Raw genomic sequence first — 18,054 nt, 5'->3', positions numbered from 1 at the left:
TTATGACATAGGTTTCCGATACTTTACTTCACAACGGTAAATCGGGTTTCCTTTTTCTGAAAATTTTTGTTCATATTCTGTCATGACATTTCCTTCGAAATTACTTCGATGAAGGTCGAGGCTGACATATTGAAAAACTAAACCATATTGCGAGAAGCTGACAAGAGAATATTCAAACAATCCACGGTTATCCGTTTTAAAATGAATTTCCCCCTCATCAACTAAAATGTTTTCGTATAACTCTAAAAACGAACGATACGTTAGGCGACGTTTTTCATGTCGCTTTTTTGGCCACGGATCAGAGAAGTTCAAATAAATACGTTCAACCTCTCCTTTGGCAAAAACATTTGTTAAATCTTTTGCATTGACATTTAATAAGCGCAAATTTGGCAAATCATTTTCAATTAACTTGTCAAGCGCACATACGATGACGCTCTCATACAATTCAATTCCGATATAGTTAATATTCGGGTTCATTTTTGCCATTTCCGTAATAAAGCGACCTTTTCCTGTACCAATTTCGATATGAATCGGATGATCGTTTGAAAACAATTCACGCCAACGCCCTTTGTATCGTTCAGGTTGCGGGATAATGTATTGTGGATATGCTGCAATTTTTTCTTTCGCCCAAGGCTTATTTCTTAAACGCACGTCTCATCCTCCGTTTCTTTGCATATAAAAAGATAAAAATGGCCATATTAATAAACGAATAGGGGGATGAACATGGCCATTAATCATGAGCATCAATTAACTGTATTAAAAGATATTTTATCGGAACACCAACTTGATCGTTCAGGAACGGTAGCAGAATGTGAACAAATTGAGCGGCTCGCTAAATCGTTAATGGCGAACGATGCTGTCCATTCTGAACTGAAACAAACATTGTCCCATATTTACACGTACAGTCAAAACGGCAAAAATGCAACCGATCTTTCTTCACATATCAATCAACATGAACAGCAACTTGCTGATTGGATGGATCAATTAACGTAGCACATGTTCAAGGAAATGCAACAGTCGTTGCATTTCCTTTTCATTATTCCGTCCTTTATACCATGCAAGCAGCCCAACCGTTTGGGCAACAGTATACCATTTCATACGTAACTGCAATTGTTCATCGAACTCCATGCCATATTCTTCTAACCAACTCGCCCACTGTTCTCGTGGAATGTAAGCATATAATAACATTCCGATATCAATCGCAGGATCTGCGATCATTGCACTATCCCAGTCAATTAAATATAGTTGATTATCTTCTGTTAACAGCCAATTATTATGATTCATATCGCAATGGCAAACGACATAATCTGTACAATACACATCGTCTACGTGTCGCTCTAAAAATGCAAATGCGTCTCGAACGGCCGAGTGCGCTTTTAACTCAACATATTCATTTTTCTTGATTTCCTCTAACAAACGATGAGGTACCAAAGGTGTTTTACCGAGACGCTCCATCATCCCCAACAATTCTTTCGAGCGGTGAATTTTTCGAAGCAATTGGGCAACCTGTTTGCTAGTCATATCATGCGGCTTTAATTCACGCGCTTGTAAAAATTGTTGGGCAGTAATGACATCTCCATTTTCCATTCGTTTCGTCCATACTAATTTTGGAACGATTCCTTCTGCTGATAAAACAGCTAAAAATGGAGAAGAGTTGCGCTTTAAAAACAACTTCTTCCCATCGTGCTCTGCAATATATGCATCCCCTGTCGCACCACCTGCCGGGGAAATTTCCCACTCCTTACCTAGTAACTGTTCCAAGTGAGCTCACCTTTCGACTTAGTCAAAATAAAAATTGCAATTGTCATCTTACTAGATTTTATCTTTCTCATCGTTTCCCCGTCAACATTCAATTAATACCCACGTACCAATTCCATTTATTTCAATATACCGTTCGCTTATTTTTCCTATATCTTTTTCATTCGAGCTAAATATAATTTCCCATCTTCCTTCAAAAAGGGGCAATGTCGTTTTTTTCTCCTCATTATGATGCACAACAACAATTTGTTCCCATGAGCCATACGCACCGACGTCAACTAGTTGATAAGCAATAACAGATGGGTGTGTATCATAAAATTTTATGTGACGCCGAACTTGATCGGCAGTAAAAAAACGAAACGCGCCATGTTTTTTACGAAGCGCAATGAGAGCCATCATCTCCCGGATATCCTCTTCACATGCACTTTTCCGCTCCCAATCGATTCGATTCACTTCATCAGGAGCGTTATAGCTATTTTCAATCCCTTGTTTTGTTCGATAAAACTCTTGCCCGCTATGCAAAAAAGGAATACCTTGCGATAATAAAACGATCGCTGTAGCTAGCTTTTGACGTTTGCGACGAATATATTCGCTTTCATGTGCGTTGGCGATGATCATTTTATCCCATAATGTATGATTATCGTGACATTCGACATAATTGACACTTTGCCTTGGTGAAAAAAATAGATGAATGCTTCCACGAATAACTTCCATTACTGCTTCTTTATATGAGCAATCCCCTAACGCAAATCCTCGATCGTGCACTTGGAATGTGCTACCTTTAACATAGTCACGAAATCGATCATTAAAGTAAGCAATGCGTGGCGTATGTTTTGCGTTTGCAATCGTTGTCTTTTTTTCTTGGGGTAATGGAGTAGCTAACTCCCAACCTTCACCAAGAACAAGAACCGTCGGATCAATTGCATCGATGGCACGGCGAACGTCATTCATTGTATCGATATCTAAAATGCCCATTAAATCGAAACGAAATCCATCGACACCGTATTCACTTAGCCAATATGTCACTGAATCAATAATCAATTTTCGTACCATTTTTCTTTCAGATGCTAAATCATTTCCGACTCCTGTGCCGTTTGACGGATAACCGTTTGATTCATATCGAAAATAATAGCCCGGGACGAGATGTTCAAACGATGATGTTTCACGAATATATACGTGATTATATACAACGTCTAAAACGACGCGAATACCTTCCTGTTGAAATGCTCGAATTGCCTGTTTTAGCTCCATGATACGCACATATGGATCAGTCGGATCAGTTGCATAACTTCCTTCTGGTGCATTGTAATGTACCGTATTGTATCCCCAGTTGTATTCAAGTGGCTTGAGCTCATTAACTCCTTCAAAATCTTGCACAGGCATGAGTTGAACATGCGTAACACCGAGCTGTTTAATATAAGAAAGACCTGTTAGTGTTCCGTTGGGACCTATTGTTCCTCGCTCCGTTAAACCTATATACTTCCCTTTTTGTTTTACTCCACTTCTTGGATGAATCGTAAAATCACGCACATGCATTTCATAAATGATCGCATCTGTCATAGAAATAAACGGAGGCATGACTGGCTTTGGTATATTTGTCTTTGTCAAATCAACAACAACACCGTATGCACCGTTGACAGAAACCGCTTTTGCATAAGGATCCACTGCCTCCCGCCAAACAAAATTGATATATGTCTTATACGTATACAAAAAATATTCCATATTTTCATACAATGTATATGTCCATATCCCTTTTTGTTCTCGTACCATCACATGAATCGTTTCTTCTTTCGTCTTTGGATGAATAAGCTTTAATAACACCTTTGTTGCCGTCGGAGCCCACACTTTAAACGTCGTTTTTTCCGGTTTGTACGTTGCACCGAGATCATTTCCATCATATGCATATAATTCATCGAATGCTTTTGTTCTCATCACTGCTCCTACTTGTAAAGGAGCTTGCCATCCTTCTTCCGTATAAACGACATACCGTTTCCCTAATGGAACAATAAAAGGGACGGAACACTCATATTTTGTAAATGGTTGCTGTTTCTCGCTTGAACGAACTGTTAAACGGTATGCCGTTTGTTCCTCATCGCATAAAAAAAATATTGGTGCGCGTTCGTGAACAACATCGTTCGGTAGCAAAATGGTAATTAATGACAGTTCATCTAAGTAGGCTTCAAACGGGTGTTGTCTTGTCATCATTATCGGTCACCAACTTCCACTTTTGAAGTCAATCATTTTTATTGTAAAATGGATTAAGATAAAGGGGGGGAGAAATGATGCATTCTTGCATCTCGTGTAGCGTTCCATTTCCAATTTTACAATCTGGTTACTTACTTATTATGCAGGAAGAACAAAAAAAGTATTTATGTTATTCGTATGATTCATTGCAACAATTAGCGACATATGTAGAGACAATCGTTCCAAAAGAAAAAACATTCGTAGCGTTATGCAAAAACCCCGATTCACCGGGGCCGTTCATTCCACTTCATGAGTTAAGCATGCGAATTAAGCATGAAGACGTTGTCCAATGCATAACAAACGGACCGCTCACAAGTTATTTACAACCGATTATTCATACGAAAACAGGGGACATTTTCGGTTATGAATGTTTACTACGCTCACACCACTTTTCGCCTAAACAGCTTTTTTCTGTTGCGCAACAAACAGGTTTGCATACATTTTTAGATCGGCGAGCACGCGAAGAAGCGATTCGAGCACGTACAAAAATAAAAAAAGGGATAAAAAGTTTCATTAACTTTTTACCATCAACAATTTACAATCCCGAATTTTGTCTTCGGCACACATTTTCCATCGTCGAACAATATGAGGTAGCACCTGAAGATCTTGTATTTGAAGTTGTCGAGACGGAAAAAATCATTGATATTGACCATTTAAAGAACGTATTTGCCACATATAAACGATCAGGAATGAAAGTAGCGTTAGACGATGTCGGTGCCGGCTTTTCAACAATCGATATGCTTACGCTATTACAACCTGATTATGTAAAAATTGATCGCCACTACATTCAAAATTGTGACCAAGAAAAAGAGAAACAAGCGTTTTTAAAAGAAGTAACTCGAATTGCCCAGACGCTTGGCATTCACGTACTTGCTGAGGGAATTGAACGAAAAGAAGAATTAGACTACTGTCGCGAAATTGGCATTCCGTTTGCTCAAGGCTACTATATCGGCAAACCGAGCCCAAATCCGCTATAAAAGAGGCTGAGCTCTACTCATCAGCCTCCTCAACTTCTTCAATGACGAGCGGATCGTAATAGCGTGTATCACAATACGTCAACAATGATTGTGCTGCCTTCAGCTGCATATGCTTTAACGGCATTGTCAACTGTCTAAGTGACGTAAACCATGCATCATAATGACGGCGATCGATGATATCAAGATCGCTCGGTGCGTAACGATAATCAATATATCCTTCTCGATTCATCAACACTTTTTTGATCGGCATATCGACAGAAAATTGTTTATAAATCGTTTGAACAACTTTTTCTGTTCGGTGAAGCGAAATCATCGGGTTGACGATTTTTCGCTCCACATCATCAAAAATCTCCGTCCAAAACCGTTCAGCTGAACCAACAATAATGTTATTTTTTCGTTCTTCCGTAAACGCAATGCACCACGTTGTCGTTGGGCTAATTAAAATCGTATTTAGCTCGACAGGAGCTTTTTTCAATAAAAACACAGGTTTATACATACATAAGTACGTATCAGGAAAACGTTGCAAAAAATATTTCAAATATACATCATAATAATATTTCGGATCAATAATGGATTCTTCCGTTAGCGTTGAACTCGCCCAACGAATTTGCAGTTGAAACAGCTTTTCTAAAAATAATATTTTTAACTCTTCAATCGTTTTCGGTTCGGACGTAATGGAAAACATAAAGTCTTCCTCTTCTTCCAGCCGTTCATTTTCGTCCGTCACATCTTTGACTTTTTTTCTTGTCCATATTTGCTTAATTTTATCAAAGAGAGACGGCTCTTCCTCAAGCCATTTCCATGATTCATATGAATGTGGTTCTACCCTTAAAGCAAGTTGCCCCGTCTCCCATGCATGCTTCATTCGTTCCCATTGCTTCTTCTTTAAGCGAATGAACTCGCTTGGATAATGATAAATATCTAGCTCGTAGCGCGAAATATAATCTTGAAGCTTAATCAGCTGTCCCACGCCTTAACCCCCAGCAATCTATTGTTACTTTCATTCTACAACAAAAGTAACAACGGGCAAAGAAGAGAAGCAAAAATCGCACTTAACGTCATTGCTACCGAGCTAATCGCTGCTTCTTTTTTACCCATTTCAAGTGCTTTTGCAGTACCAATGCCATGTGAAGCCGCTCCAAGTCCGCTTCCGATCCCTAAAGCTGTATTCAGGCGTAAGCGTTGAAAAATCGTTGGTCCAAACATTGCGCCAAAAATTCCTGCAACCATGACATATACAGCGGCAAGCGTTGGTATGCCGCCAATGAGCGTTGCAATATCCATTGCAACGGGTGAAGTGACTGATTTCGGAATAATTGATCGAACAACTTGTTCAGGTAAATGAAAAAGACGTGCCAATAATAAACCGCTTCCTATTCCAATAATCGTACCGAAAAATGTGCTACATAATAACGGCCATAAAAACTTTTTGAGCGTATAACGATGTTGATAAAGCGGCAAAGCTAGCGCGACAACTGCGGGACCTAGCAAATGAACAAGCCATTTTCCTCCGACCATATATTGTTCATATGATAGATGAAAAAGCGATAATGTGATGATAATAACGACTGTGCTCGTTGCAATTGGCACAAGCAATGGAAAATAAAAGCGAGCATACAATTTGCGCATCGCCATATACACAACTATTGTCCATAAAAGCATACTAGCGCCAATCATGCCCCTTTCACCTCATGCATTCGCTTTTGTTCACGTGTTTGTGCCCATTGACCAATGAAACCAGCAAACAACATGACGATCATTGTGCTCACGATGACAACAAAAATGGACCATATCCCTTTCCCTGAAAAAAGTTCAACATAATCCATGACACCAACAGTTGCCGGGATAAACAACAGTGTTAAATGAGACAAAAGCATGTTGGCACCACAAGAGATCCACTCTTCCTTCACTATTCCAGTCATTAACAATAAAAATAGCAACAACATCCCTATCATACTTCCAGGGATAGGAATGTGTAGCAGTTGCTGAATAAATGAACCGACAACATACAACGTATACAATACCCCTATTTGAATGATCACAATCCCCATCTCTTCTCCCCCTCTTATAGATCATGAAAGAGGAAAGCGCATAAGCGGTTTATATTTCGGTGTTTCATTTACATGTGTCTCATATAACACAACGTCATGCACAAAAAAGCGAACGTCTTCTCCTTCCATTTTTCGTGGATATGTTTCAAGTGAAAACGGAAACGATCCGTACCATTTTTTCGCAAGCGTAATATGTGGTGTAAACGGTCGTGTATCAAGAGAAAAACCAATATTCTCGCAAACATCATACACATCTTGACGAAGGGAAAACAAACGAGGCTCTTCTTTTACGCCATACCATAAAATACGCGAGCCAAACGAATAAACTTCACTCAGTTGCAACGAAAATGCCTTATGTTTTCGAACCGTTTTTGGCATACGCTCTGTAATTTGTTTTCGCTCTTCTTCCGTTGCCCTCCCTAAAAACGCAAGTGTGATGTGATAATCTTCTTCGTGAACGAACAAACGAAATGGCGCTTTCCATTGAGACATAAAATGATGTAGCCGCTTTTTCACTTCGCTCGGCAAAGGAATTGCTAAAAAATAGTGCATTTATCGTCCCACCTTTTAATTTTCTAAATTTTATCAAACTTCCGATACTTTATGCAATGTCTTTTTTGACTGCCAAGCAAAAATGACCATCCCCCCAAATGTCAACAATCCAAAAAATAAATATACGTGCTCAATCGTCCAACGCTCTAAAATATACCCTCCTGCAAACGTACAAAACCAACTCCCAAGCCCATTTCCAACCGTAGCATAAAGCGATACGGCCGTCGTACGCACGTGCGCGGGGGTAATGTCACGAACATATTGGAGAGCAGCCGGAATAAACAAACCGACGGACGCCCCTTGTACAATTGTCGTTGCATATACAATAGCGAGCGGTGGTTCAAAAAAGTAAAATGTCCACCGAGCACAAGACAAAGCTGTCGCAACTAATAACACACTCATCATCCCGAACTTTCGGACGACACCGTCAGCAAATTTCATAAACGGCGCCTCACTTCCTGCGGCTAATAAAAAGGCAAGTCCTACGCCTGCAAGCGTTCCACCTAAATCAGTAATCAAAATACCGAAATAAAAATTATTAGCATAAATCGGACCGAAAACGAGAAATGTCGTCAACAAAAATAAAAGAAACCTAGGAATACGAATCAATGCTTTCATTCCTTCTCGAATGTTCACTTTTGCACTTGACTGCTCTCTTGGCAACTTCCATGCTAGTACACTTGAAATAATGAGCAAAGCAACGAAAATGTAAAAAATAAAATGAAGATGGAATAACTGAGCGACTTGTCCTGCAATCGGAACAGCAGCTGCAAATCCAAGTGCTCCCCACAAACGAATCGAACCGTACCGCTCATTCGCTTTTTGCACATAATGAAGCGTAATGCTGTCAGACAGTGGAACAATACCACTTTGCATGACTGCAAGTAATGCGGCAATCACAAGCAACCATACATATGAGTGAACAAGCGAATACATAAAGCCAAAAAAAGCTGTTCCTAATAAAGATACGATTAACACTTGAACCGGTTTACGCGTATAATCACTTATCATTCCCCAAATTGGCTGGATGAAAATCATAACGATCGGGCTAATCGACATAATCATCCCGATTTCTGTCCCCGACAATCCGACTTCATCTTTTAAGTACACAGATAATAATGGAAAAAGCGAACCGAAACTAAAAAACTGTAAAAAGTAAAACATGCGAAAAATACGTGTATACACAAAAATCCCCCATATCGATATAAAATGACGAAAAGTACCGTCATGATCGACGGCACTTTTCATTATAACATATTTTTGGAAACTGTCATTTTGCTAACTCATAAATAGCTTGAGCGTAAATAGCTGTTGCTTTAACCAAATCATCAATAAACATGTACTCATCTTTTTGGTGTGCCACATCTGGACGATTCGGAAATAGCGGACCAAACGCCACTCCCGCTTGTAAAGAACGCGCATATGTCCCACCGCCAATCGCAAGCAACGATGCCCGTTCGCCCGTCTGTTCTTCGTAAACACGTTGCAATGTTTGCACGAGCGGATGGTTTTTTGCGACATAATGTGGTGAAGAATGAGAAAAGTTTGTTAACGTAAAGTGATGACGGTTTGCTACTCGCTCGATCGCCTCTTTCGTATGTGCAATGTCGCTCGTCACAGGATAGCGCAAATTAATGCCGATCTTTCCCCCGTGTTCACTTGTATATGAAAGAACACCGACATTAATCGTCAAATCACCTAGTTCCTCATTTGTATGCGCAACCCCTAATTGCTGTCCGCGCGTATCTCCATAAAAGTATTGAGAAACAAAACGGACAAATTCATTTGCTTGTGGATCAAGTGCTTCATTCACCAAAAATTTTGTAAGCCATAGCCCTGCATTTACTCCGTTGTTCGGTTCCATACCGTGAGCAGAAACACCTCGAAGGGATAACTTCAACGTTTCGCCATCTACATGCACCTCACCTTCAAGCGTATGCGAACGTAAAAATGTGAGAAAACGATCTTTTATGTCGTTTCCATTTCGCAAAACAGCTTCCGCAAAATCTGGAACCATATTGTATCGACGGCCAGCTTGAAACGAAAGAAGAACACAATCATGTGCTTGCTTATTCATTGGCTGTTGAATAAGATCAAAGTCGGCAATCCCTTTTTCAGCGTAAATAATCGGAAAGTCAGCATCTGGCGCAAAGCCAAGCGTCGGCATGGGCTCCGTTTGAAAATATCGTTCGACACATTGCCAATCGCTTTCCTCATCTGTTCCAATAATCATGCGTACACGCTTAGATAGTGGGAGCCCTAGCTCTTTCACAATTTTCATCGCATAAAATGCAGCAATCGTCGGACCTTTATCATCTAAAGCACCACGTGCATAAATTTTCCCATCGACAATCGTTGCCCCAAACGGATCAAATGTCCAACCGTCACCAGCGGGAACAACGTCAACATGACATAAAATCCCAACAATCTCTTCTCCATCACCCATTTCAATGTGTCCGGCTAATCCGTCTACATTTTTCACAACAAATCCTTCTTCTTCCCCGCGTTTTAGCATGTAACAAAGCGCTTCATACACTTCTTTTCCTAGCGGAGCTTCTTTCGTCGCTGTTTGTTCATTACGTACGCTTGGAATGCGCAAAAATGTTTGTAAATCTTGCAAAAGGACTTTTTCTCGCTTTTTTACTTCTTCCATCCAGTTCATATTCATCGTCACTTTCACCTTTCCTTAAGAAAAATATGGTATTAATTGTGTAAATATTGTGTAAAATTCAGCAAATTTATAGCATTTTTCTTATACTTTCGTGTAAAATAAATAGTGAGACATCTAGTTTTTCATCTTTGTTGTACCATGCGAATGATGTGACGATAGGGAGTGATCATTTGAAACCATCTACCGATCGCATGCTAACCCGTATTAAGTCCGTCTACATGTTCATTAATGAGAGAGGAACAGTGACAACGCAAGAGCTCGTGGACGAATTTGGTATTACTCCACGAACGATTCAGCGGGATTTAAACGTGTTAGCATACAACGACTTAATTCACAGCCCTAGCAAAGGTAAATGGACAACAACTAAAAAAAGAGTGAAGATGTCGTCATAATGAAATGTATATAGACGGAACCTGAGCGATGCAGGTTCCTATTTTTTGTCCTCTCCCTTTAATAAAGCAATTTCTTCATCTGTCAATTCGCGGTACTCTCCCGGTTCTAACGTTTCATCAAGCGGTATGGGTCCCATTTGAATACGTTTTAAATAAACAACACGTTTACCGATCGCTTGAAACATTCGTTTAATTTGATGAAACTTCCCTTCTGTAATCGTAACCTGAACATCCGAGCGCAAACCGGAACGGATAATGACAAGCTCTGCCGGTTTTGTTTCATATCCATCATCAAGCACAACACCGCGCTGAAATGCAGCAACATCCGCTTCCGTGACTTCCCCATCAATAATCGCTTCATACGTTTTCGGGACATGTTTTTTTGGTGACAACAACTGATGGGCAAGTTGTCCATCGTTTGTTAACAACAATAACCCTTCCGTATCTTTGTCAAGTCGTCCGACCGGGAATGGATCAAAAATCCGATCTTCCTCTTCTAACAAATCAACAACCGTTTCTTCCACCGCATCTTCCGTCGCTGAAATGACTCCTTTTGGCTTGTTCATCATTAAGTAAATAAACGGTTTATACTCCACTTCTTCTTCCCATACAGTAACAACCTGCGCTTTTGGATCGACATGTATTTTTGCATCTTTAACGATCGTTCCATCGACTTTAACTACGCCTGCTTTCAACAGCTTTTTTACTTCTTTTCTCGTTCCATATCCCATGTTAGCTAATAATTTATCAATTCGTAGCACTACAATCCCTCCAAATGTTTTTCATTTTTAGGCGTTCGTCCATACACCGATGTCTACTGTCACATATACTGCCTACGTAACAATTAAAGCGAAAGGAGTTTTCCAAATGGATGAACGCCAACAACAGCAACAAATGCCAGGCATGCCTTATTACGGGGGTACCCCGTTTATGCCAGGGGTTCCAAGTGGATTTCCGGGCACACCAGGATTTCCAGGAACACCAGGTTTTCCAAGCGGCTCACTTGAGCGTCGAATCGATCGCCTTGAGCGCATAACAGAGCGCCAACAACAACAAATTAACAATTTAAATCGACGTCTCCAACGCGTTGAGCGCCAACTCGGATTTCCATTTAGCAGCGACTTCTAGATAGAAAGAAGAAGGCTATGACACAGCCTTCTTTTCTTTTTTCCGTAAAAATGAAAAACGGTTTCCAAATAAAGCATATAACAAGTTCGACCGTTCACTTAAATAAAAATAAACAGCCACCCCAATGAGTCCACCAAATGCAACAATGATCACCGATTGAATCATGCTTCCATTGTAATGAAGAAGACGATCCATCAGCTTTGCACTCGGCCAAACAGCAGCGCACATAATCGCCGTCAAAATCCCCATAAACAATATACGCTTGGCGACAAAATGATAACGATAATTTGTATAACGTTGGATGACCCATAAGTTTAACCCAACTGACAATGCATATCCGATTGTCGTCGCTAAAATGGCTCCCATCGTTTCAAACGAGACGATAAATATGTAGTTAAAAAATAATTTAAACAACAGCCCGATCGTTAAACTGATCACAGTAAATTTTTGTTTATTAATCCCTTGCAAAATAGCAGCTGTCACAGAAAATAAAGCAAAGAAAATCGCCGTTGGCGCATATGCTCGTAACACTTCTGTTCCGAGTGGATCATAGCTGTAAAAAGCTGCGTATACGTATTCAGATAAAAGCGCCATACCAATGACTGCAGGCATCGTAATAAACATAACAACTTGAAACGTATCGTTTAAATACTTTCGTAACCGCTTGCTTTCCCCTTGTACATATGCTTTCGTAATCGTCGGAATAAGCGTTAAACTAAACGACGTTGCTAACGTGACTGGAATAATAACTAGCTTTTGCGCCCATACATTAAAAATGCCGTATGCGTCCTCTGAAACCGCACCGAGCCCGATACTTGCCATCGCTTTGTTAAATGTAAATTGATCAATAAGCTGATATAACGGCATCGCCAAACCAACAAAAGCAAACGGAGCTGCATAGGCGATCAGTTCTTTATACATATGTTTTAACGACATATGGATCGTGCCACGATCTTGCTTTAATAGTTCATCTAAAAACGATTTTCGCTTAAACCAGTATATGAATAAAACAGCTAGTCCACCGACAGCGCCAATAAAGGCAGCAAACGTTGCCACTTGAATGGCAGCCACAAGTGAACCGTCGAAAATACGTAAAACAATATAGCTACCTGCAAGCAAAAAGACGATGCGGACAAGCTGTTCGATAACTTGAGACAACGCTGTCGGTCCCATTGATTCATGCCCTTGAAAAAAGCCGCGAATTAAACTCATCATCGGCACAAGCAATAAAGCGAAACTAACCGCGCGAATAACAGAAGTAACATCGGCAATCGAGTTGCCGTGTCCGTCATCATTGACAACAAACGGTGCTAATAGTGGTGCACTCATATATAAAATAAGCCAAGCGAGAAAACCGGTGACCGCCATTAACATGATCCCTGAACGAAACAACTTTCGTCCAATCGCATATTCCCCAAGTGCATTGTATTTCGAGACAAATTTGGATACTGCAAGCGGCACTCCCATCGTTGCGATGCTAATAAATAGTGTGTATGGAACGTAACCGTAAGAATAAAGTGCTCCTCCTTGCTTACCAACAAGTTGGTAAAACGGGAAGACGTATATAAGCCCTAATATGCGCGACAAAAACACGCCCCCCGTTAAAATAAATGTTCCTCGCAATAACTTTGATGATGACATGTTATCCCTTCCTTAACGGATTCATTGCTTCACTTATTTTAGCACACTTTTTTCTTTTACATAAAATCATTATAATCATAACAGAAAGGACGTGAAAGTGATGGCATATGATGTTGTAGTCATCGGTGGAGGACCGTCAGGATTAATGGCAGCCATCGCTGCTGGAGAACAAGGCGGACGTGTCCTCCTTATTGATAAAGGGGACAAACTCGGACGAAAATTAGCCATTTCAGGCGGTGGGCGTTGCAATGTGACGAATCGAAAGCCGATCGATGAACTCATTCAACATATTCCAGGGAACGGTCGTTTTTTATATGGCGCATTTTCAATGTTTAATAATGAAGATATTATTCGTTTTTTTGAACGACTCGGTGTTCCGTTAAAAGAAGAAGACCACGGTCGTATGTTCCCGGTGAGCGATAGTGCGCAATCTGTCGTACAAGCCCTTCTTCGCGAGTTAAAACGATTGCGCGTTGACATTCGCGTTCATACGCCTGTCAAAGACATTGAATATAAAGATGGATCCGTATATGGAGTGACGCTGCAAACTGGGGAAATGATTCGAGCAAAAGCGGTTGTCGTTGCGGTTGGTGGCAAATCTGTGCCACATACCGGTTCGACAGGCGACGGTTACGCATGGGCAGAAAAAGCGGGACATACAATTACAGAGCTATTTCCAACGGAAGTGCCGATTATTTCACATGAGCCATTTATTCAAAAGCGAACGTTACAAGGACTATCATTGCGTGATGTTGCATTAAGCGTATTCAACGAAAAAAGAAAACCAACCGTCACACACCGAATGGATATGATTTTTACGCATTTCGGTATTTCAGGACCTGCTGCCTTACGATGTAGCCAATTTGTTGTGAAACAGTTAAAAAAACAATCTGCTGTGACCATGGTGATTGATGCGTTGCCAGATGAAAAAGAAGAGACATTATTTCAACGTATTGTGCGCGCCATGAAAGAAGAGCCGAAAAAAACGATAAAAACTATTGTTAAAGCGACGATTTCTCTTCCAGAGCGATATGTATTGTTTTTACTCGAGCAAGCAACCATTGATCCACAAACGGTCGCAAGCACGTTAAGCCATGACAAAGTGCGGACGTTTGTTGCCTTATTTAAAAAATTTTCTTTTTCCGTACATGGCACATTGCCGCTTGAAAAAGCGTTCGTCACAGGTGGAGGAGTATCCGTCAAAGAAGTCCACCCAAAAGAAATGGCATCTAAGCTGATGAAAGGTCTTTATTTTTGCGGAGAAATTTTAGACATTCATGGTTATACGGGCGGCTATAATATTACCGCTGCCCTTGTGACCGGGCGGCTTGCCGGCATGCATGCAGCCATATATGCAAACCAATAAGATCGCCGATCAAGCGATCTTATTGGTTTAAGCGATCACTTTCGCTACATTTTTGCTTCCATTATACAAGTTCGCCTTCCCACCCGAGCATGCCATCGACAATGTTGCATACATCATAACCATGCGCCTCTAAATAGCGACAAACATGTTCGCTTCGAACGCCAGAACGACAAATAATCATATACGTTTCATTTTTATCTAGTTCGTCTAGTCGCTTAGGAATATCGCCCATTTTTATATGAATAGCTGACGGGATCATTCCAAAAATCACTTCTTCCTCTTCGCGCACGTCAATCACATGAACACGCTTACCTGATTGCATCATTTGTTTTAATTGTGCTGCTGTCATTTCTTTCATCTATCTCTTCCTTTCTCTTAATGAAAGCCTCTCACCGCATATGTGAGAGGCTTTTTTCACGATTAATTTGCAACAATGTTGACTAATTTGCCCGGCACAGCGATCACTTTACGCACCGTTTTTCCTTCAATTTGTTCTTTAATTTTTTCGTCTTCCATCGCCAATTGCTCAAGTTGTTCTTTCGTTGCATCAGCTGGCACGTGCAATTTCGCACGCACTTTTCCGTTCACTTGAATGACGATTTCGACTTCATCTTCGACTAATTTCGCTTCATCGTATGCTGGCCAAGCTTCATATGCGATCGTATTGTTATGTCCAAGCTTTTCCCATAGCTCTTCTGCAATATGTGGGCAAACTGGCGACAACAATTTTACAAATCCTTCCATATACACTTTTGGCAATACAGGCGCTTTATATGCTTCATTAATAAATACCATTAATTGTGAAATCGCTGTATTGAAACGAAGCGCTTCGTAATCTTCTGTTACTTTTTTCACCGTTTGATGATATACGCGTTCAAGCGTATCTGTTTCTGGATTGTCAACGATTTTCGGATTTAATTGACCGTCTTCTTCAACAAATAGACGCCATACACGATCTAAGAAGCGACGTGCACCGTCAAGTCCTTTTGTCGACCATGCAATCGATGCTTCTAAAGGACCCATAAACATTTCGTACAAACGCAACGTGTCAGCGCCATGACTTTCAACAATATCGTCTGGATTGACAACATTTCCTTTTGATTTGCTCATTTTTTCATTATTTTCCCCAAGAATCATTCCTTGGTTAAATAGTTTTTGGAACGGTTCTTTTGTTGGCACAACGCCAATATCGTATAAAAACTTATGCCAAAAACGCGCATATAACAAATGCAATACCGCATGTTCTGCCCCACCAATATAAATGTCGACAGGCAACCATTTTTCTAATTTTTTAGGGTCAGCCAATTGCTTATCGTTATGCGGATCAATATAGCGTAAATAATACCAGCAGCTTCCTGCCCACTGTGGCATCGTATTCGTTTCACGGCGACCTTTTTTGCCTGTTTTCGGGTCAACAACGTTCACCCACTCTTCGATGTTCGCAAGCGGTGATTCACCTGTTCCTGATGGTTTAATTTCATCTGTTTTCGGCAACACAAGCGGCAATTCTTCTTCTGGCACTGGCGTCATCGTACCGTCTTCCCAATGAATAATTGGAATTGGTTCGCCCCAATAACGTTGGCGGCTAAATAGCCAATCGCGAAGGCGATACGAAACTTTTTTCTCACCTTTTCCGTTGGCCTCTAGCCATTCGATCATTTTTTTCGTTGCTTCTTCTTTATTTAAACCGTTTAAGAAATCAGAGTTCACATGTTCCCCGTCGCCTGTGTATGCTTCTTTTGAAATATCACCACCGGCAACGACCTGTTTAATCGGCAAATTGAATTTTTTCGCAAATTCATAATCGCGTTCATCATGCGCTGGCACTGCCATAATGGCGCCTGTACCGTAGCCCATTAACACGTAATCTGCGATCCAAATCGGCAACTTTTCCCCATTGGCTGGGTTGATCGCATATGCTCCGGTAAATACACCTGTTTTTTCTTTCGCTAAATCGGTGCGCTCAAGATCGCTTTTGCTTTGAATTTGTTTTAAATAAGCTTCAACTGCTTCTTTTTGCTCAGGTGTTGTAATTTTTTCAACGAGCGGATGTTCAGGGGCAAGCACGGCGTAAGTTGCACCAAATAACGTATCTGGACGCGTTGTAAACACCGTAAACGTTTCATCGTGTCCATCGACTTGAAAATGAATATTTGCTCCTTCTGAACGGCCGATCCAGTTGCGTTGCATTTCTTTTATACTTTCAGGCCAATCAAGTTCCTCTAAATCTTCAAGCAAACGATCGGCATATGCGGTAATGCGAAGCATCCATTGTTTCATCGGCTTACGAATGACCGGGTGACCGCCACGCTCGCTTTTTCCATCAATGACTTCTTCATTCGCTAATACTGTTCCTAGCGCTGGGCACCAGTTGACTGGCACTTCATCCATGTACGCTAATCCTTTTTCATATAACTTTAAGAAAATCCATTGTGTCCATTTGTAATAGTTTGGATCAGTTGTATTCACTTCTCGATCCCAGTCATATGAAAAACCGAGTGATTTAATTTGACGGCGGAAGTTGTTAATATTTTTTTCTGTAAATTCAGCTGGGTCATTTCCTGTATCAAGCGCATATTGCTCGGCCGGTAATCCGAACGCATCCCACCCCATTGGATGCAACACGTTATATCCTTGCATGCGCTTCATGCGCGCTAAAATGTCCGTTGCTGTATATCCTTCTGGGTGACCAACGTGCAGGCCTGCCCCTGATGGATACGGGAACATGTCGAGCGCATAAAACTTTCGCTTTCCGTCATCGTCTGTCGTTTGAAACGTTTTATTTTCTTCCCAATACTTTTGCCATTTTTTCTCGATTTCACGATGATTAAAACTCACGTGACAAACCTCCTTTTGATCCATTTTTAACAAAAATGAAAAACAAAAAACCCCCCATCCCAAAAAGGGACGAGAGGATTCTCCCGCGGTACCACCCTTGTTAGCGCACGAATCGTACGCTCACTTTCATCATTAACGCAGATTCACGGCGCACGCTACTTCATTCGCACACGCAACTCCAAGGCGAGTTCGTAAACAAACTTCGGTTGACTCACACCACCCGTCAACTCTCTGCATGCCATTTGTTTACTACTACTCCTTTTCACCGTCATTTCCATTATTTCATTATACACATTATTTTAAAAAATTTACGTCCACGTTGCAAGTGTATTCAAGTATGGGTTTGAGTCAAGACTTTGTGGGAGATTTTTTTCTCGACCGATTTTATTGGTTATATATGGTTTTATGGACTTGTTTCATGTAAGCGCTTTTATAT

Annotated in this window: 18 protein-coding genes and 1 other annotated feature; of the genes, 5 read left to right on the top strand and 13 right to left on the bottom strand. The window is 40.8% G+C overall.

The genetic code is table 11. The features are described 5' to 3' along the window. Positions 1 to 651, bottom strand: coding sequence for a tRNA (guanosine(46)-N7)-methyltransferase TrmB (trmB, locus tag HNQ82_RS09585; RefSeq protein ID WP_055440129.1), 651 nt, complete (start codon positions 649 to 651; stop codon positions 1 to 3). A gap of 72 nt (positions 652 to 723) precedes the next feature. Between trmB and HNQ82_RS09580 the strand changes: the two genes are divergently transcribed. After that, positions 724 to 993: a YtzH-like family protein gene (locus HNQ82_RS09580; protein WP_055440130.1), complete on the top strand. Its 270-nt coding sequence runs from the start codon at positions 724 to 726 to the stop codon at positions 991 to 993. Here HNQ82_RS09580 and HNQ82_RS09575 read toward each other — a convergent pair. Both HNQ82_RS09575 and pulA read right to left on the bottom strand, forming a co-directional pair. Further along, positions 985 to 1,761 (bottom strand): phosphotransferase family protein, encoded by a 777-nt coding sequence (locus tag HNQ82_RS09575; protein ID WP_183249165.1) that lies wholly within the window; start codon positions 1,759 to 1,761, stop codon positions 985 to 987. The genes HNQ82_RS09580 and HNQ82_RS09575 overlap by 9 nt on opposite strands. A gap of 81 nt (positions 1,762 to 1,842) precedes the next feature. Then, a complete protein-coding gene (pulA, locus tag HNQ82_RS09570) occupies positions 1,843 to 3,963 on the bottom strand; it encodes a type I pullulanase (RefSeq protein WP_183249162.1) in 2,121 nt (706 codons plus the stop codon). Between the two features lie 77 nt (positions 3,964 to 4,040). Here pulA and HNQ82_RS09565 point away from each other — a divergent pair, with 77 nt between their 5' ends. Next, the gene (locus HNQ82_RS09565; RefSeq protein WP_032100538.1) at positions 4,041 to 4,979 is read left to right on the top strand and encodes an EAL domain-containing protein; all 939 of its coding nucleotides are present in this window, start codon (positions 4,041 to 4,043) and stop codon (positions 4,977 to 4,979) included. A 13-nt stretch (positions 4,980 to 4,992) separates the two neighbouring features. Here HNQ82_RS09565 and HNQ82_RS09560 read toward each other — a convergent pair whose 3' ends face one another. The 6 genes from HNQ82_RS09560 to pepV all read right to left on the bottom strand — a co-directional run bounded on the left by HNQ82_RS09560 (position 4,993) and on the right by pepV (position 10,250). Then, positions 4,993 to 5,949: an NERD domain-containing protein gene (locus tag HNQ82_RS09560; RefSeq protein ID WP_183249160.1), complete on the bottom strand. Its 957-nt coding sequence runs from the start codon at positions 5,947 to 5,949 to the stop codon at positions 4,993 to 4,995. 35 nt (positions 5,950 to 5,984) lie between these two features. After that, the gene (locus HNQ82_RS09555; protein ID WP_183249158.1) at positions 5,985 to 6,656 is read right to left on the bottom strand and encodes an LrgB family protein; all 672 of its coding nucleotides are present in this window, start codon (positions 6,654 to 6,656) and stop codon (positions 5,985 to 5,987) included. Continuing rightward, positions 6,653 to 7,030, bottom strand: coding sequence for a CidA/LrgA family protein (locus HNQ82_RS09550; protein ID WP_183249155.1), 378 nt, complete (start codon positions 7,028 to 7,030; stop codon positions 6,653 to 6,655). The genes HNQ82_RS09555 and HNQ82_RS09550 overlap by 4 nt, the downstream gene beginning before the upstream one ends. A 21-nt stretch (positions 7,031 to 7,051) precedes the next feature. Next, positions 7,052 to 7,582, bottom strand: a complete 531-nt coding sequence (gene thpR, locus HNQ82_RS09545; RefSeq protein ID WP_032100425.1) for an RNA 2',3'-cyclic phosphodiesterase — start codon at positions 7,580 to 7,582, stop codon at positions 7,052 to 7,054. A 33-nt stretch (positions 7,583 to 7,615) separates the two neighbouring features. After that, positions 7,616 to 8,767 (bottom strand): MFS transporter, encoded by a 1,152-nt coding sequence (locus HNQ82_RS09540; protein WP_343053479.1) that lies wholly within the window; start codon positions 8,765 to 8,767, stop codon positions 7,616 to 7,618. Between the two features lie 85 nt (positions 8,768 to 8,852). Next, positions 8,853 to 10,250, bottom strand: a complete 1,398-nt coding sequence (pepV, locus tag HNQ82_RS09535; protein ID WP_183249153.1) for a dipeptidase PepV — start codon at positions 10,248 to 10,250, stop codon at positions 8,853 to 8,855. Positions 10,251 to 10,423: 173 nt separating this feature from the next. Here pepV and HNQ82_RS09530 point away from each other — a divergent pair, with 173 nt between their 5' ends. Further along, positions 10,424 to 10,645: a DeoR family transcriptional regulator gene (locus HNQ82_RS09530; RefSeq protein WP_012574138.1), complete on the top strand. Its 222-nt coding sequence runs from the start codon at positions 10,424 to 10,426 to the stop codon at positions 10,643 to 10,645. 38 nt (positions 10,646 to 10,683) lie between these two features. On the opposite strand, the gene HNQ82_RS09525 is transcribed toward HNQ82_RS09530, so the two are convergent. After that, a complete protein-coding gene (locus HNQ82_RS09525) occupies positions 10,684 to 11,406 on the bottom strand; it encodes a pseudouridine synthase (RefSeq protein WP_080730263.1) in 723 nt (240 codons plus the stop codon). A 106-nt stretch (positions 11,407 to 11,512) separates the two neighbouring features. On the opposite strand from HNQ82_RS09525, the gene HNQ82_RS09520 reads away from it, so the two are divergent. Next, a complete protein-coding gene (locus tag HNQ82_RS09520) occupies positions 11,513 to 11,773 on the top strand; it encodes a hypothetical protein (protein ID WP_055440140.1) in 261 nt (86 codons plus the stop codon). Between the two features lie 15 nt (positions 11,774 to 11,788). On the opposite strand, the gene HNQ82_RS09515 is transcribed toward HNQ82_RS09520, so the two are convergent. Further along, complete coding sequence (locus HNQ82_RS09515) at positions 11,789 to 13,414, bottom strand: putative polysaccharide biosynthesis protein (RefSeq protein ID WP_183249151.1); 1,626 nt, start codon at positions 13,412 to 13,414, stop codon at positions 11,789 to 11,791. 100 nt (positions 13,415 to 13,514) lie between these two features. On the opposite strand from HNQ82_RS09515, the gene HNQ82_RS09510 reads away from it, so the two are divergent. Continuing rightward, entirely contained in the window at positions 13,515 to 14,780 is a 1,266-nt protein-coding gene (locus HNQ82_RS09510) for a BaiN/RdsA family NAD(P)/FAD-dependent oxidoreductase (RefSeq protein WP_183249150.1), read from the top strand. Between the two features lie 61 nt (positions 14,781 to 14,841). On the opposite strand, the gene HNQ82_RS09505 is transcribed toward HNQ82_RS09510, so the two are convergent. Together HNQ82_RS09505 and leuS are read right to left on the bottom strand one after the other, a co-directional pair. Continuing rightward, entirely contained in the window at positions 14,842 to 15,138 is a 297-nt protein-coding gene (locus HNQ82_RS09505) for a rhodanese-like domain-containing protein (RefSeq protein WP_075039481.1), read from the bottom strand. A gap of 62 nt (positions 15,139 to 15,200) precedes the next feature. Then, positions 15,201 to 17,618: a leucine--tRNA ligase gene (gene leuS / locus HNQ82_RS09500; protein WP_075039480.1), complete on the bottom strand. Its 2,418-nt coding sequence runs from the start codon at positions 17,616 to 17,618 to the stop codon at positions 15,201 to 15,203. Positions 17,619 to 17,680: 62 nt separating this feature from the next. After that, positions 17,681 to 17,893: a binding site (T-box leader), on the bottom strand. Between the last annotated feature and the right edge of the window lie 161 nt (positions 17,894 to 18,054).

This window comes from Anoxybacillus tengchongensis (assembly GCF_014201585.1).
In the GTDB taxonomy this organism is placed as follows: Bacteria; Bacillota; Bacilli; order Bacillales; family Anoxybacillaceae; genus Anoxybacillus; species Anoxybacillus tengchongensis.
This window is presented reverse-complemented; position numbering and strand designations above follow the sequence as displayed.